This is a genomic window from Mesorhizobium sp. (genome assembly GCF_017306585.1).
In the GTDB taxonomy this organism is placed as follows: domain Bacteria; phylum Pseudomonadota; class Alphaproteobacteria; order Rhizobiales; family Rhizobiaceae; genus Mesorhizobium.
Window position 1 is genome coordinate 87,933 of record NZ_JAFKIC010000119.1, and the last position, 15,316, is coordinate 103,248.

15 protein-coding genes are annotated in these 15,316 nt (G+C 63.9%); 6 read left to right on the top strand and 9 right to left on the bottom strand.

Features of this window, described 5'->3' with window-relative positions:
• Nucleotides 1-128: 128 nt before the first annotated feature.
• The 3 genes from J0I79_RS09585 to J0I79_RS09595 all read left to right on the top strand — a co-directional run bounded on the left by J0I79_RS09585 (nt 129) and on the right by J0I79_RS09595 (nt 3,822).
• Nucleotides 129-2,411, top strand: coding sequence for a PAS domain-containing hybrid sensor histidine kinase/response regulator (locus J0I79_RS09585; RefSeq protein WP_292856832.1), 2,283 nt, complete (start codon nt 129-131; stop codon nt 2,409-2,411).
• 171 nt (nt 2,412-2,582) lie between these two features.
• Nucleotides 2,583-3,470: a GNAT family N-acetyltransferase gene (locus J0I79_RS09590; RefSeq protein WP_292856834.1), complete on the top strand. Its 888-nt coding sequence runs from the start codon at nt 2,583-2,585 to the stop codon at nt 3,468-3,470.
• Nucleotides 3,439-3,822, top strand: a complete 384-nt coding sequence (locus J0I79_RS09595; RefSeq protein WP_292856836.1) for an MmcQ/YjbR family DNA-binding protein — start codon at nt 3,439-3,441, stop codon at nt 3,820-3,822. The genes J0I79_RS09590 and J0I79_RS09595 overlap by 32 nt, the downstream gene beginning before the upstream one ends.
• A gap of 2 nt (nt 3,823-3,824) precedes the next feature.
• On the opposite strand, the gene J0I79_RS09600 is transcribed toward J0I79_RS09595, so the two are convergent.
• Entirely contained in the window at nt 3,825-4,457 is a 633-nt protein-coding gene (locus tag J0I79_RS09600; protein ID WP_292856838.1) for a trimeric intracellular cation channel family protein, read from the bottom strand.
• A 101-nt stretch (nt 4,458-4,558) separates the two neighbouring features.
• A complete protein-coding gene (gene grpE / locus J0I79_RS09605; protein WP_292856840.1) occupies nt 4,559-5,191 on the bottom strand; it encodes a nucleotide exchange factor GrpE in 633 nt (210 codons plus the stop codon).
• 238 nt (nt 5,192-5,429) lie between these two features.
• On the opposite strand from grpE, the gene J0I79_RS09610 reads away from it, so the two are divergent.
• Together J0I79_RS09610 and J0I79_RS09615 are read left to right on the top strand one after the other, a co-directional pair.
• The gene (locus J0I79_RS09610; protein ID WP_292856842.1) at nt 5,430-5,630 is read left to right on the top strand and encodes a hypothetical protein; all 201 of its coding nucleotides are present in this window, start codon (nt 5,430-5,432) and stop codon (nt 5,628-5,630) included.
• 144 nt (nt 5,631-5,774) lie between these two features.
• On the top strand, nt 5,775-6,797 hold the full coding sequence (locus J0I79_RS09615) for a fatty acid desaturase (RefSeq protein ID WP_292856844.1): 1,023 nt from the start codon (nt 5,775-5,777) through the stop codon (nt 6,795-6,797).
• A gap of 45 nt (nt 6,798-6,842) precedes the next feature.
• Here J0I79_RS09615 and J0I79_RS09620 read toward each other — a convergent pair whose 3' ends face one another.
• The 7 genes from J0I79_RS09620 to cysG form a co-directional block, all read right to left on the bottom strand.
• Nucleotides 6,843-7,463 carry a DJ-1/PfpI family protein gene (locus tag J0I79_RS09620; protein WP_292856846.1) on the bottom strand — a complete coding sequence of 207 codons (621 nt, stop codon included), beginning with the start codon at nt 7,461-7,463 and terminating at the stop codon, nt 6,843-6,845.
• 191 nt (nt 7,464-7,654) lie between these two features.
• The gene (locus J0I79_RS09625; RefSeq protein ID WP_292856848.1) at nt 7,655-9,262 is read right to left on the bottom strand and encodes a GMC family oxidoreductase N-terminal domain-containing protein; all 1,608 of its coding nucleotides are present in this window, start codon (nt 9,260-9,262) and stop codon (nt 7,655-7,657) included.
• Nucleotides 9,263-9,359: 97 nt separating this feature from the next.
• On the bottom strand, nt 9,360-9,893 hold the full coding sequence (locus J0I79_RS09630) for a DUF934 domain-containing protein (protein ID WP_292856850.1): 534 nt from the start codon (nt 9,891-9,893) through the stop codon (nt 9,360-9,362).
• Nucleotides 9,894-10,065: 172 nt separating this feature from the next.
• Nucleotides 10,066-10,830, bottom strand: a complete 765-nt coding sequence (locus tag J0I79_RS09635; protein ID WP_292856852.1) for a phosphoadenylyl-sulfate reductase — start codon at nt 10,828-10,830, stop codon at nt 10,066-10,068.
• Nucleotides 10,805-12,475, bottom strand: a complete 1,671-nt coding sequence (locus J0I79_RS09640; RefSeq protein WP_292856854.1) for a nitrite/sulfite reductase — start codon at nt 12,473-12,475, stop codon at nt 10,805-10,807. Before J0I79_RS09640 ends, J0I79_RS09635 begins: the two co-directional genes overlap by 26 nt.
• 46 nt (nt 12,476-12,521) lie before the next feature.
• Nucleotides 12,522-12,815 (bottom strand): DUF2849 domain-containing protein, encoded by a 294-nt coding sequence (locus J0I79_RS09645; protein WP_292856856.1) that lies wholly within the window; start codon nt 12,813-12,815, stop codon nt 12,522-12,524.
• The gene (gene cysG / locus J0I79_RS09650; RefSeq protein WP_292856858.1) at nt 12,812-14,260 is read right to left on the bottom strand and encodes a siroheme synthase CysG; all 1,449 of its coding nucleotides are present in this window, start codon (nt 14,258-14,260) and stop codon (nt 12,812-12,814) included. Before cysG ends, J0I79_RS09645 begins: the two co-directional genes overlap by 4 nt.
• 359 nt (nt 14,261-14,619) lie before the next feature.
• Here cysG and J0I79_RS09655 point away from each other — a divergent pair, with 359 nt between their 5' ends.
• The gene (locus tag J0I79_RS09655; protein WP_292856860.1) at nt 14,620-15,069 is read left to right on the top strand and encodes a host attachment family protein; all 450 of its coding nucleotides are present in this window, start codon (nt 14,620-14,622) and stop codon (nt 15,067-15,069) included.
• Nucleotides 15,070-15,316 lie beyond the last annotated feature (247 nt).

Consider the following 15,316-nt stretch of genomic DNA (forward strand, 5'->3'; position numbering starts at 1 on the left):
CAGTGGGCGGTGGCCGGAAGGTCGCCTGCGTCCACAAACCTCCGGTTTCCGACGCAAATAACACCATCCGCTAAAATTCGAACGATCCCCCGCAGGCTTCCCTAATCTTCCTCTGCCAAGGATTTCGCATGAGCGCGCAATCCGGCATGCGAGAAGCGGACACGGGCGACGACGACGATGCGGTACCCGCGCCGGCGCGGCGGTTCGTCGTCGCGCCGCCCTTGGTTCCCAGGCAACAGGCCGGGGGGCACGAAACCCTGCTTTTGCTGACATTCATTGCCATCGTCGGGCTTGCCGGCATGGCGCACCTGGCCGGAGCGCCTGCTTTCATCAGCCTTGCTTTGCTGGCGACCGGGCTTGCCGGCCTCGCCATGCACCTTCATGCCAGACGCAAAGTCCATCGGACCTCCGCCCTGCTCGACGAGACCACCGCGCGCAGCCGCGCCGAGATCGAGACGCTGGCCGACCGCATGTGGGAAATGCAGGAGAGCGAAGAGCGCTTCCGCGGCCTGATCGACGCGCTTGGCGACCTCGTAATCCATCGCGATCGCGACGGCTACATCGTCTACGCCAACAAGGTCTTCGCCGATCTCGTCGAAGCCGACCAGCGCGACCTCGCCGGCAAGACGCTGGCCGAACTTGGCGTCGAGGTCGGCATCGTCCCCGACGCCGCCTTCTCCGACCATGAGTGCCTGAGTTCCACCGACGTCGCCATACGATCCCCGAGCGGCCCGCGATGGTTCTCGTGGATCGAACTGTCGGTGCGCGACAAGGACAGCGGCGCGGTTTCGCACCGCGCCATCGCCCGCGACATCACCGCCCGCAAGCGCGCCGAATCCTCCCTGATCACCGCACGCGAGCGGGCAGAATACGCAAGCCAGGCCAAATCGCGCTTCCTTGCCACCGTCAGCCACGAAATCCGCACGCCGATGAACGGCATCATGGGCATGGCCAGACTGCTCGCCGACACCAGGCTGTCGCCGGAGCAGCAGACCTATGTGGGGGCCATTTCGACCTCGGCCAGCGCCTTGCTCGCGCTGATCGAGGATCTGCTCGACTATTCCAAGATCGAGGCTGGTCGCTTTGATCCCGAACCGCAGCCGATGTCGGTGCGCGAGATCACCGACAACATCATCGAACTGATGGCCGCGCGCGCCTTCGCCAAGGATATCGGCCTCGGCTGCCACGTCGAGCCTGATGTGCCGCACATGATATCGGCCGATCCGGGCCGCGTCAGGCAGGTGCTGCTCAACCTGATCGGCAACGCCATCAAGTTCACCGACAGCGGCGGCGTGCTGGTCAGCGTCGCGCGCGCCCGCACCGAGACCAGCGACCGCATCTGTTTTGCTGTCACCGACACCGGCCCTGGGCTGCGCGACGAGGACATGGAGCGTATCTTCGACGAATTCGAGCAGGCCGACGGCACTTCCACGCGCACGCATGGCGGGGCCGGTCTTGGCCTTGCCATCTCCAGGCGCCTCGTAGCCGCCATGGGCGGCACCATCTCGGTCTCGAGCCGGCTCGGCCAGGGATCGGAATTCGTTTTCGAAATACCGGCCACGGCGGCGACCGAACCGCCGCAAGGCCGGCTGAACGCGCTTGCGGGCAGGCGCGCCGTAATCCTGTCCAGGAACACCGTCGAGGCCGACGCCATCGCCCGCACCATCCGCGCCAATGGCGGCACGGCCGGTATCGCCTCCACCGCGCAGCAGGCGGCATCCCTGGCTGACGGCTGTGATGTCCTTCTGGTCGACGCGGCCATGGAAGAAAGTGACGGACGGCTGCTCAAGCGGCTACGCCAGAGCGGCTTCTCCGATTGCGAAGCCATCACGCTGATCGCGCCCACCGATCGCGGCATGCTTGGCGAGTTCCGCGCCAGCGGTTACGCGACCTTCCTTGCCCGGCCGGTGCGCGGAGGCACACTTTTGCGTGTCCTTTTGAGCAGCCAGGCGCCGGCGCCGGCACAGCCGCCGCAGGAAAAACGCCGCGCGCCGTCCCATCGCATCCCAAATGAGCGCCAGCAGGGCCTGTCCGTGCTGATCGCCGAAGACAACGACATCAACGCCATGCTGGCGCGCGCCACGCTGCTGAAGGCAGGGCATCGCGTCAAGGTGGTCGGCAACGGCAAGGCCGCCGTCGAGGCGGTAACCAGTGCCGGGCACAAGAATCGCTACGACGTGGTGCTGATGGATCTCCATATGCCGGTCATGGACGGGCTGGATGCGATTGCCGCGATCCGCCGGCATGAAGAGGAAACCGCCGTACCGCCCGTGCCGATCATGGTGCTGTCGGCGGACAGCCAGGAAAAGACCCGCCATACGGTGCTTGCCCACGGCGCCAGCGGCTTCGTCACCAAGCCGCTCGACCCCGACGCGCTGGTCAACGCGGTCGAAGGCCAGGTCGCCGCCTGAGCCGATTTTTTCCGGCGCACGGCCGCATCGCTTCACGCAACGTAGCCGGTTGATCGTTTTCGCCAGCCGACGAAGTATTGCCCGCGACGCCGTATCACGGTACTGTCACAATCCTGTTGCACCTACACCGTATCCCCGTGCCAAGAGGGATGGCTCGAAGGAGAATCACTCGTGCATACAGTTATGCCGGAATGTGACACTCGGCCGAACGCCAGCAGCGCCATGCTTGCAGGACGTAACGTCGATTCCGTCATAAAAGGCGCAGCGCTCGGTCGTATCGGCAACCTCGAAGTGCGGCTCGCCCGCAACGAGGCCGAGATCGCGGCCGCGCAGGAAGTGCGCTACCGGGTATTTTACGACGAGCTCGGCGCCAGGAAGGACCTGTTCCAGGTGCAGGATCGCCGTGACGCCGACCGGTTCGATCCGCTCTGCGATCACCTGCTCGTCTTCGACAATTCGATTTCCGGCCCTGAGCATCGCCGCATCGTCGGCACCTATCGCTTGCTGCGGCAAGAAATCGCGGCCGCCGCCGGCGGCTTCTATTCCGAAGGCGAATTCGAGCTTACCAAGCTTATCGCCCGTCACCCCGGCCAGCGTTTTCTCGAACTCGGCCGGTCCTGCGTTCTGCCCGAATACCGCTCGAAGCGCACCATCGAGGCGTTGTGGCAAGGCATCTGGGCTTACATCAATCACTATGAAATCGGCGTGATGACCGGTTGCGCGTCCTTCCACGGCACCGTACCGGCGGCGCATGCCGAGGCGCTCACCTATCTCGCCCATCACTGCCGCACCAACTCGGCCTGGGACGTGCGCGCGGTGTCCGGACGCTATTGCTCCATGGACCTGATGCCGATCGAGGCGGTCAACACCAAGGCGGCGATCGCGGCGATGCCGCCGCTGGTGAAGGGCTATCTGCGCGTCGGCGCCCGCATCGGCGACGGCTGTGTCATCGACCGCGAATTCTCGACCGTCGACGTCTTCGTGGTGATGCCGGTGAAGGAAATCGGCGCCCGTTACGTCAATTACTATGGCGGTGAAGGGCAGCGCTTCGCCGCCTGACGGCGACCTTTCGGCCGCGTTCGACGTGCTGCGGCGCGCGGCCGGCGGCCTGTTGGAAATTGTCGAGACGACCTCCTACGGCACGCCGGCGCTCAAGGTCGGCAAGAAATTAATCGCACGCGTCAAGGACGCCGAGACGATCGTTTTGATGTGCCCGCTCGACGAGAAGGAGATGCTGCTGGAAGCGGCGCCGTCCATCTATTTCGAGACCGACCATTACAAGGGCTGGCCGGCCCTGCTCGTGAGATTGAGCGAAATAGGACCCGATGAGCTGAAGCATCGGCTGGAGCAGGCCTGGCTCAGACTGGCGCCGAAGAAGCTGGTTGAGACTTGGCGGGGCGCCAAGGGCTGAATTCAGGGAATATCCTCGGGCCGCCTGCCAGGGCGGCTTTTGTAGGATGGAAACGACCAGCCGAATTTGAGCGCGCCGCCGCGCACCACAAGGGCTGCCACGAACCCCGCAAGGCTGGAAACCAGCGACGGCAGGCCGGACACGTCGCCAGCCGTGAAGACAGCGGCGCCCACGAGGGCGGCGGTGACATAAATTTCGGGACGAAGCAGAACCGAAGGCTCGCCGGCCAGGAGATCGCGCAATATGCCGCCGAAGGTCGCCGTCAGCATGCCGGTAATCACCGAAACCGCGGGCGAGCCGGTGATCGCCAGTCCCTTGGCCGCGCCCATAACCGAAAAGGCGGCCAGCCCGATGGCGTCGAGCCACAGCAGCAGCTTGTAACGGGATTCGACGCGGTGCGCGGTGAAGAAGACGAGAACCGCCACGACCGCGCAGATCAGCAGATAATCCCGGTTCGTCACCCAGAACACCGGCACGCTGAGAATAAGGTCGCGGAACGTGCCGCCGCCGATACCGGTGACGCTGGCCAGGAACAGGAAGCCGATAATGTCGAGCTGCTTGCGCGAAGCCGCCAACGCCCCGGTGGCCGCGAAAACGGCAACGCCGGCATAGTCGAGTAGGGCGATGGGATTCATAGGATGAGGCAGTAGGGAGTAGGGAATACGGCAGTAGGGATCAAACTAACACGAAGCCGTCGGATTGATACGCCCCTACTGCCTACTGCCTAATCCCTGAACTACGCGTCCTTCTCGGCCTGCTCGTTGACCGGCCCCGGCTCGACGGGCGCCCCGGCGGCGACTTTGGGTCCGCCCTTGGCGACGCCCACCATGGCGGGACGCAGCACGCGCTCACCGATCGAATAGCCCGGCTGCACGACCTGGACCACCGTGTTGGCGGGCACATCGGGATTGGGCACTTCGAACATCGCCTGGTGGAAGTTGGGATCGAACTTCTCGCCTTCCGGAGCGAGTTTCTTCACGCCGTGACGCTCCAGCGCCGACAGCATGGCGCGCTCGGTGAGGTCGACACCTTCGATCAATGCCTTGAAGCCGGCGTCCCCGGAAGTCTTTGCCTCGGCCGGTATGGCGTCGAGCGCACGGCGCAGATTGTCCGAAACCGACAGCATGTCGCGGGCGAAATTCGCGACCGCGTAGGTGCGCGCGTCATGCACGTCGCGCGCCGTGCGGCGGCGCAGGTTTTCCATCTCGGCCGCAACGCGCAGCGCGCGGTCCTTCAGCTCTTCATTTTCCTTCAGCAGCCGTACAAGCGCTTCATAGTCGCCATCGATGCCGCCTTCCGTGCGCTCGGCATTGGCCTCGGCCGCATCGGCTTCATTGGGCGCGCGTTCGTCTTTTGCCTGGTCGCTCATCGCCGTTTCCCGTCATCTCGAATGGTATGGATTTTGTGCCCGATATCGAGGTTCGCAGGTCAAAAATCAAGGGGAAAGCGACCTTGAAGCCTTCGGTGGGGCATCGCCGGTGCCCAATGGCGATATGCGGCTTTTAATTCAAATTTTACCTTACCGGCCGGCTTTGCTTGCCACGAGAGCGTGATGGGGGAACCATTCCCTTACTGGAGGAGTTTCGGAGCCGACACAGGAATTTGGAATGATGACCCGCGACAACGCCAAAAAGGGAGACATGCTCGCCAGCGAAGTCAGGCGCCAGTTCGGCGCCGAGGCGATGACGCGCTTTCTGCGCTCCTTGCCGACCTTTAGCACCGAAACCGACACTCCCGACCGCTTCAGGCAATTGCTCGACCGCCTCGACGGCGTGGAAGGCAACAGCGTCGGCGTCAGGCGTCAGTAAGGCGGCCCTCACAGCCCGATTGGGCGGCGTGTCGCGGAGTTTCAGGACCGGAGGTCCAGGGAGCTTATCGCGCGACAATTACACTCAGTAATTTCGCGTGATATCCACCTTGCGGTGGCGGTTTGCCTCCGCCTATGGTTCCTGATGAACATGATTTCCCCCGATGCGGCCGCCAACAGCAAGCGCGCCTGGTTGAAGATTCTGGCGCGCTACAAGAAGCCGGACAGGCGCCGCAGCGCCCTCGAACTCGCCATAACCCTCATTCCGTTCGCCACGCTGTGGGCCATGTCGGCGGCCGCCTATGCCTATGGCCATTGGTGGGGACTGGTCCTCATCCTTCCGGCGGCCGGTTTCCTGGTGCGGATTTTCATGATTCAGCACGATTGCGGACACGGCTCCTTCTTTGCCAATCGCCATGCCGACGACTGGATCGGGCGCGCGCTGGGTGTGCTGACGCTGACGCCTTACGACTGCTGGCGGCGCGCGCACGCCGTGCATCATGCCAGTGCCGGCAATCTCGACGAGCGCGGCATGGGTGATATCAAGACGTTGACCGTCGCCGAATACCGCCGGATGTCATGGCGCGGCCGCTTTGCCTATCGGCTCTATCGCCATCCGCTGGTGATGTTCGGCCTCGGTCCGATCTGGCTGTTCATCTTCTCGCAAAGGCTGCCGGTCGGCATGATGCGCGCCGGGCTCACGCCCTGGGTGTCGTCCATGACCACCAATCTCGCCATAGCGCTTGCGGCGGCGGTGCTCATCTGGGCCATCGGGCCGGGCGCCTTTCTCGTCGTCCATCTGCCGATCGTCATCCTTGCCGGTTCGGCAGGCGTCTGGCTGTTCTACGTCCAGCACCAGTTCGAGGAAACGGAATGGGCAAAGGATGACGATTGGGAGTTCCAGCACGCCGCCCTGCATGGCTCGTCCTATTACGACCTACCGCCGCTGCTGAACTGGTTCACCGGCAATATCGGCGTCCATCACGTCCATCACCTCTCGGCGAAGGTACCGGGCTACCGGCTGCAGGAAGTGCTGCGGGACTATCCCGAGCTGCGCGGCATTGGCCGCGTCACGCTTCTCGACAGCCTGCGCTGCGTCAAGCTGGCGCTCTGGGACGAGAGCCGCCGCAAGCTGGTATCGTTCCGCGAGGCGCGGATGGTGGCCTGAAGCCAGCCGCCGCACCGATGGCGCGGCGGCACTTTTTCTGCTCGCTCAGGCCGCCTGGCGCTCGCCGCGCATCAGGATTTCGCCGTGGCGGATCTCCGTGCCCAGCACCTTCAGGCATTCCCGGATGAAGTTGGACAGGCCCGGCCATCCCTTGGCCGAGACCAGATTGCCGTCGACATGGGCGCCGGTCGGCGCAACATCGATATAGGTACCGCCGGCAAGCGTCACTTCCGGCTCGCAATAGTGAAGAGCCGCCACTTCCCTGCCCCGCACCACGCCGTCGACAGCGATGAGGATCTGCACGCCATGGCAGATGGTGAAGATCGGCTTGCCGGCCTCGTGGAAGTGACGCACCAGCGCCTGCACCCGCTTGTCGATACGGATGTATTCCGGCCCGCGCCCGCCCGCCGCGTAGACGGCGTCGTATTTGGCCGGATCGACATCCGCGAAGGTCTTGTTGAGAATATAATCGTGGCCGAGTTTTTCCGTATAGGTCTGGTGGCCCTCGAAGTCGTGCAGCGACGTTTTCAGCACATCGCCCGCTTTCTTGTCCGGGCACACGACATGCACCGTGTGGCCGACCGCATGCATGGCCTGTTCGAAAACGAAAATCTCGTATTCCTCGCTGAACTCGCCAACGAGCATCAATATCTTCTTGCCAGCCATTCCGGTTCCTCCCCTTACGGCTATTTATTTCGAGATACGAAATAATACTCCCATCCTAAGGGCAGGACAGGAAAAGGGAAAGCTCAAATCGCACAATTGGTACGACCAGTTTTGAAGAAGCTTTGCCGATCATTTCAGATACGGCCTACAATCAAGTAGAATGCGCAAAACTGGCTCGACCAGAGATGCTTTCAGGCAACCGCCTTGATCATGTCGGCTGCCTTCTCGGCGATCATGATGGTCGGCGCATTGGTGTTGCCGCCGATCAGCCTCGGCATCACCGACGCGTCGACGACGCGCAAGGCCTGCATGCCGCGCACCCGCAATTGCGGATCGACCACCGCCATGTCGTCGATGCCCATCTTGCAGGTGCCGACCGGATGATAGATCGTGTCGGCGCGAGCCCGGATATGGGCCATCAGTTCCGCGTCCGTCATAGCTCCGGCGGTGTAGATTTCCTTGTGGCGGTATTTGGCCAGCGCCGGCGCCTCCAATATGCCGCGCATCATCCGGACACCCCTGAGCAGCAGCTCCGCGTCCCGCTCGTCGGACAGGAAGCGCGGATCGATGCGCGGCTGCGCCAGCGGATCGGCACTCGCCAGCCCGACCTCGCCACGCGCGTGCGGCCTGAGCACGCAGACATGGCAGGAAAAGCCGTAACCCATATGCAGCTTGCGGCCGTGATCATCGACGATGGCGATGCAGAAATGCAATTGCAGGTCGGGCCGGTCGATCGCCGGATCGGATTTGAGGAAAGCGCCGCCTTCCGCATAGGGCGTGGCGATCATGCCGCCGCCATCCCTTCGCCAGCGCCACATATGCCGCAACAGCGCGGGCAGTCCACGCAGGCCGATGCCCATCATGTCGGCGTCCTTCGATGTCCAGCCCAGGATGAAATCGAGATGATCCTGCAGGTTCTTGCCGACGCCGGGCATGTCGTGCGCGACGGCTATGCCGTGCGCGGCGAGCTCGGCGGCGGGACCGATACCGGACAGCAGCAGCAGATGCGGAGAACCGAAAGCGCCGCCGCAGACGATGACCTCGCGCGTGGCCTGCGCGATAGCCTCGCTGTCACCCTTGCGGTAGCGCACGCCTGTCGCCCGCTTGCCGTCAAGGACGATGCCGGTAGCCTGCGCTCCGGTGATGACGGTCAGGTTCGGCCGGGTCGCGGCCGGATAGAGATAGGCCGATGCCGCCGAACAGCGTTCGCCATTGCGGCGCTCGCCCCAGAATTGCGTGACCTGATAGAGGCCGGCGCCTTCCTGTTCCGGTCCGTTGAAATCGTCGTTGCGTCGAATCTGGTTCTCCCCGCACGCCTCCACAAAGGCCCTTGAGAGCGCCCGCGGCTCCTGCTGTTCTGCCACCCGCAACGGCCCGTCCCCGCCATGCAGGCCATCGCTGCCGCGCTGGTTACCCTCGGCGCGCCGGAAGTAGGGCAGAACCTCGTCCCACGACCAGCCGTCGCAGCCGAGTCCGGCCCATTCATCGTAGTCGGCGCGGTGCCCCCTGACATAGAGCATGGCATTGATGGCGCTGGAACCGCCGAGCGCCTTGCCGCGCGGCTGGTAGCCCTTGCGGCCGTTCAGGCCCTTTTGCGGCACGGTTTCGAATGCCCAGTTGCTGATCTTCGGCCGGCCCGGCAACAGAGCGATGATACCTGCCGGAGCACGGATGAGCAGATTTCTGCCCTCGCCGCCGGCCTCGATCAGGCAAACCGTTTTCGACGGATCTTCGGAGAGCCGCGCCGCGAGCGTGCAACCGGCGGACCCGCCACCGGCAATGACATAGTCGTAGCGCATGAAGACCCTCCCCGATCATCAGGCGGATGTTTCCGTCCGGATGATCAGAGAAAGCCCGATCGCAAACGATGTAAAGACGTGCCGGACTGCCGCGGCGTCAGCTGCCTCGAACGCGCCGCCAGGAATATTTCGGTCCCTTGGGTTCCGTCACGGCGGCGGGCTGGTAGTAAAGTCCCAACCCGCCCGTGCGGCCCTCCTCCAGGCGCTTCAGCAGCACCGGATTTGAAATCTCGAACTCATCGAAACCAAGCCGCAGCATATGCGGAAGCTGGTCGACCAGTACCTGGCCGGTGGCGCGAACCGCCCCTTCGAAATGATAGCGGGCGCGCAGCAGCTCGCCCTTGGAGAAGGAGCGGCCGTCATTGAAGGCCGGGAAGGCGAGAGCGACCAGCGAAAGCTGGTCGAGCAGATCGGCTATCTTCTCCAGCTGGTCGCCGGGCTGCAGCAGAACGCCGAGCCTTTCTTTGGCCGACCGGCGGACTTCCGGGTCGAGGCCCAGAAATGCCTGCAACGGCAGGATGAAGCGGCCATTGCCCGCCAGCGCGTCCGCGCCTTCGGCATGAGCCCATTCATCCTCGCGAAAACCCTCCGGGGTCCAGAGCCGGGTCTCCGATGTCGTCGTTTCGGTCATAAAAAAGGTCCCAAATATTCAAACGAGCCAAGGATGCGTTGAGATTCAGGTCAGGCTGCGCCGAAAATGGCGGCTTCCGAGAACCGGAGCGCAGCGTACTTGAAGTACGTGAGCACCGGAAGCGCAGGAAGCTGCCGTTTGCAGGCCAGCCTCACCTGACTATCAGCACATCCTAAAGGGATGCATCGGTCAGCGACTTCTCCAGACCCGACAGGTGAATGCCGCACTCGGTCTTGGCATGACCGGCCCAGCGGCCGCTGCGTGCGTCCTCGCCCGGCTGCACCGGCTGCGTGCACGGAAAGCAGCCGATCGACAGGTAGCCATAGGCGACCAGCGGATTTTCGCGCAACGCATGCGCGCGCATATAGTCCGCCTGGTCCGATGTCGTCCAATGCGCCAGCGGATTGATGCGGATACGCGGGCCGACCGCCTCGAACACCGGAAGGGCCGCCCGCGTCGAAGCCTGGAAACGCTTGCGGCCGGTGAACCAGGCGCGGAAAGGCGCGACCCCACGGGCCAGCGGCTCGACCTTGCGCACGTCGCAGCAGGCATCGGTGTTGCTCTGGTGCAGATTGCCGGTCGGGTCGATCCGTTCGAGCGCCGCCTCTTCCGGCTTGATCACCCTGATGTTGGTCAGGCCGAAATCGGCGACAAGCGCGTCGCGGTAGCCCAGCGTCTCCTCGAAATGCTTGCCCGTGTCGAGGAAGATCACCGGCAGCGACCGGTCGACCTCAGATATCATGTGCAGCAGCACGGCGGAGTCCGCGCCGAAGGACGACACGGCCGCGATCTCGTCATGGAACAGATCGTTGGCCCCACGCTCGATGATCTCGAGCGGCTTCAGATGGCCGTAGAGCGCATCGAGCCCGGCCGCCTTCGCGGCGGCGCCGTCCTCGGCGTCCGCGATACGGTCAAGCGGCCTTGGCTTCGCCAGCATAGAGCGCCTCCTTGAACGGCGCGGGACCGACACGGCGGTAGGCGTCGATGAATATTTCCTGCGGGCCGAGCCGAAGGCCGAGATAGGTGTCGACGATCGTCTCGATTGCGTCCGTGATTTCTTCCGAACTGAAGCCACGGCCGATGATCTCGCCGACCGAGGTGTTCTCGTCGGCAGAGCCGCCGAGCGTCACCTGATAGAGCTCGGAGCCCTTCTTCTCGACACCGAGAATGCCGATATGGCCGACATGGTGGTGGCCGCAGGCATTGATGCAGCCCGAAATCTTCAGCTTCAGTTCGCCGATCTCGCGCTGCCGTTCCAGCGAGGCGAAGCGTTGCGAAATCTCCTGCGCGATCGGGATCGAGCGCGCGGTCGCCAGCGCGCAATAGTCGAGGCCCGGGCACGAGATGATGTCCGAGATCAGGTTGGAATTGGCCGTCGCCAGTCCGATCTCGACCAGCGCATCATACACTGCCTTGAGGTCGGCGCGCGCCACATGCGGCAGGATCAGGTTCTGCTCATGGCTGACGCGAAGCTCGTCAAAGGCGTATTTCTCGGCGATGTCGGCGACCGCTTCCATCTGGCTGTCCGAGGCGTCGCCGGGAACGTCGCCAATGCCCTTCAGAGAGATCGTCACCGCCGCGTAGTCGGGATGGCGGTGCGTCACCACATTCTGGTCGAGCCACTGCGAGAAGCCCTTGGAATCCAGCCGCGCCAGCTTGACCGCCTCGTCGCCCTCTGGCCGCTCGGCAAGTGCCGGCGGCGCGAAATATGCCTCGATGGCCCTGATATCGGCATCCGGCAGCTTAAGCTCGGCGTCCTTCAATTCCTGCCATTCGGCCTCGACCTGGCGGGTGATCTCGTCGACGCCAGTCTCGTGAACCAGGATCTTGATGCGCGCCTTGTACTTGTTGTCACGACGGCCATAGAGATTGTAAACGCGCAGGATCGCGGTGCAGTACGAAAGAAGGTCGGCCTCTGGCAGGAAGTCGCGGATCTTCCTCGCCACCATCGGGGTGCGGCCCTGGCCGCCGCCGATATAGACGGCAAAGCCGAGCTCGCCGGCGGCGTTCTTCTTCAGGTGCAGCCCGATGTCATGCGTCTGGATGGCGGCGCGGTCGCGCTCGGCGCCGGTCACCGCGATCTTGAATTTCCTGGGCAGGAACGAGAATTCCGGATGAACGGAAGACCACTGGCGCAGGATTTCCGCGTAGGGGCGCGGATCGGCGGCCTCGTCGGCGGCAGCGCCAGCGAAATGGTCGGCGGTGACGTTGCGGATGCAGTTGCCGCTCGTCTGGATGGCGTGCATTTCGACACTCGCCAGATCGGCCAGGATCGCCGGAATATCAGACAGTGCCGGCCAGTTGAACTGGATGTTCTGGCGCGTGGTGAAATGGCCGTAGCCCTTGTCGTATTTGCGCGCGATGTGGCCGAGCATGCGCAATTGCCTGCTGTTCAGCGTGCCATACGGCACGGCGATGCGCAGCATGTAGGCGTGCAGTTGCAGGTAGACGCCGTTCATCAGCCGAAGCGGCCGGAACTGGTCCTCCGATATCTCGCCGGACAGCCGGCGCTGGACCTGGTCGCTGAACTCGGCGACGCGGGCCTGGACAAAATCGTGATCGAACTCATCGTAACGGTACATGCTTCGTCTTTCAGGGCGCGTCCGCCCGTTTCATTTGCTGTCCTGGCTATGCCGCCCGTTCGGCCTGCTTGCCGAGATCGCTGCGGATGGTCGGGCCGGCGGCACGGATTTTTTCGCGCAGCCTTACCGGCTCGACCACGCCGTCCACGACTTCCGCATCGATCAGATTGACGTCGACGACTTCATTGTTCGCGGAAGCCTTGGCGCCGATCGCCTCCAGGCGATCCTCTGCGGCCTTGTCATGGGCAAGGTCGGCCTGGCCCACCGTTTCGGCCCAGCCGCCATCGGCATACCAGACGGCGATGCCGTCGCTGAGGCGGTTGGCGGTCAATATCTTCATGGTTGAACTCCTTCAGCGGCAGCCGCGGCGCCTTCGTGCCGATGTGCCGCGAGCGGTTCGGACCGCTCGAAATTGGCGCCGGCGACGGCGTCGCCGATAATGGTCATGACCGGGCCGGAAAGATCGGCGCGCACTTCCAGCGACGGCAGGTCGGCAAGCGTGCCATGGAAACGGCGGCGATTGCCGAGACTGGCATTCTCGACCACCGCGACCGCCGTATCCGGCGACAGGCCCGCATCGATCAGCCGGCCAGCGACTTCGGCGGCCACCGAGCGGCCCATATAGACGGCGACCGTGGCGCCCGAAATGGCGAGCTTGGCCCAGTCCGGCAGCGAATTGCCCTTGAGGTCGTGACCGGTGGTGAACACCATGGACGAGGAAACGCCGCGCAGCGTCAGCGGCAACTCGAAATCGGCGGCGGCGGCAAAGGCTGCGGTGACGCCCGGAACCACTTCATAGGCAATGCCGGCGTCGCGCAACGCCGCCATCTCCTCGCCGGCCCTGCCGAACACCAGCGGATCGCCTGATTTCAGCCGCACGACACGCTTGCCCTCGCGGCCCAATTCGACCAGCAAGGCATTGATCTCGGCCTGGCTCTTGGTGTGACAGCCCTTGCGCTTGCCGACCGGCAGGCGCTCGGCGTCGCGTCGGCCCATGGCGACGACCGCTTCCGGCACCAGCGCGTCATGAACGATGACATCGGCTTCCAGCAGCAGGCGATGCGCGCGCAGCGTCAACAGATCCTCGGCGCCGGGACCCGCTCCCACCAGCGCGATATGCCCCGAAGCGGGTACGCTGGACAACAACAGATCGACGGCCGTGTCATGCGCCCGTGAAAGCTCGCCGGCTTCGATGGCATGCGCCGGGCCGCCCTGGAAGAAGCTGTTCCAGAACCGGCGGCGGGCATTCCCCCTGGGCAAAAGTTTCTCGACGGCGCCACGCAGCGAGGCCGCGAGCGCGGCGAGAGATCCAAGCGACGGCGACAGCATCTGGTCGATACGGCCACGCAGCATCTGGGCAAGCACCGGCCCTGCTCCCTCGGTGCCGATGGCGATGGCGACCGGCGCGCGGTTGACCAGCGCCGGGGTGAAGAAATCGCAAAGTTCCGGCCGGTCCACCGCATTGACCGGAACGCCAAGCCTGCGCGCATCCCTGGCCACGCGGCGGTCGGTCGCCTCATCGCCGCTGGCGGCAAACACCATGACCGTGCCTTCGAGATGCGATGCGTCATAGGCCGCCGCGACATGGCTGGCGCCGGCCTCCGTAATGAAAGCCGCCAGCTCCACCTCGATCACCGGAGCTATGACGCGAAGCGCCGCGCTCGATTGGGCAATCAGCCTTGCCTTGGCAAGAGCCTCCGCGCCGCCGCCGACGATGGCCACGGCTTCGCCCTCGACCCGCATGAAGACGGGAAAGGCGTTGAGCTTGGCATTGGCTGGCGACATCGGGAAAGCAATCCGGGAACAGTCTGGCAGTTTTACGCCCGGGCGCGAAAAACCAGAAGCAAAGCACTCGCGCATCCTGTGATGGCAGGCAATCGCTTTTCCGCAACCGCGAAAGGCGGGAGAAAAATATTCCACACCTGCATGCGCAGTGGTGGCGGGGCACTGGGGCGAGCCTTGATTTCAGGTCGTTTTTAGCTGTTGGCCCTCACGCCCGCAAAACGCTTTTTTCTAATTTCTACCAATTCAGTAGATTAAAGCCGCCGACGACGCAGGTCTTCCCGGATGCACCTCCGCGGGTTGGAACATTGGCGGGCCGAAGCGCGTTGCGGCACTGTCCATAACCCAAGAGGAGAGCGTTCGTGAACACGATCAATCTGAAGCACGGCATCTGGATCATGGTGGCAGATGGTGAAAAAGCGCTCTTCCTGAAGAACGCCGGCGACAACAAGTTTCCCAATCTCGAAGTCGTTCAGGTGATGGAGCAGGAAAACCCGCCCACCCGCGACCAGGGAAGCGACAGCCCAGGCCGGTACAATGACGGCCCGTCCGTGCACCGCAGCGCGGTCGAGGACACCGACTGGCATCGCATCGGCAAGGAGCGTTTCGCCGACGAGATCGCGGCCAGGCTCTACAAGCTCGCTCACCGGGGCGAATTCGACAGCCTCGTGCTTGTGGCCCCACCGCTGGTGCTCGGCGCCATGCGCAAGAAACTGCACAAGGAGGTCGAGGACAAGGTGACGGCAGAGATTCCCAAGACACTGACCAACCATGCGGTATTCGAGATCGAGGCCTTGCTGAAGGCGGCCTGACGGAAGGGACGCGATCGAGCCCAATCTCGTTCGACCGGACCGGAACCGGCGGCCCATCGGGCGCCGGTGGCGCATTTTATGGCCCCGCCGTCGATTTTTCGCGCCTCTGCGGGTTGCATCATCGTCATCCCATCCACCATATTGCAAAATAGGCGGCGGCTTCGGGCGGCGCACATCCGACATCGCTAGCTTGAAAGGCGCTCCATAGACAATGCCGCATGACACGCCCCTTATCGCCACCATCGTC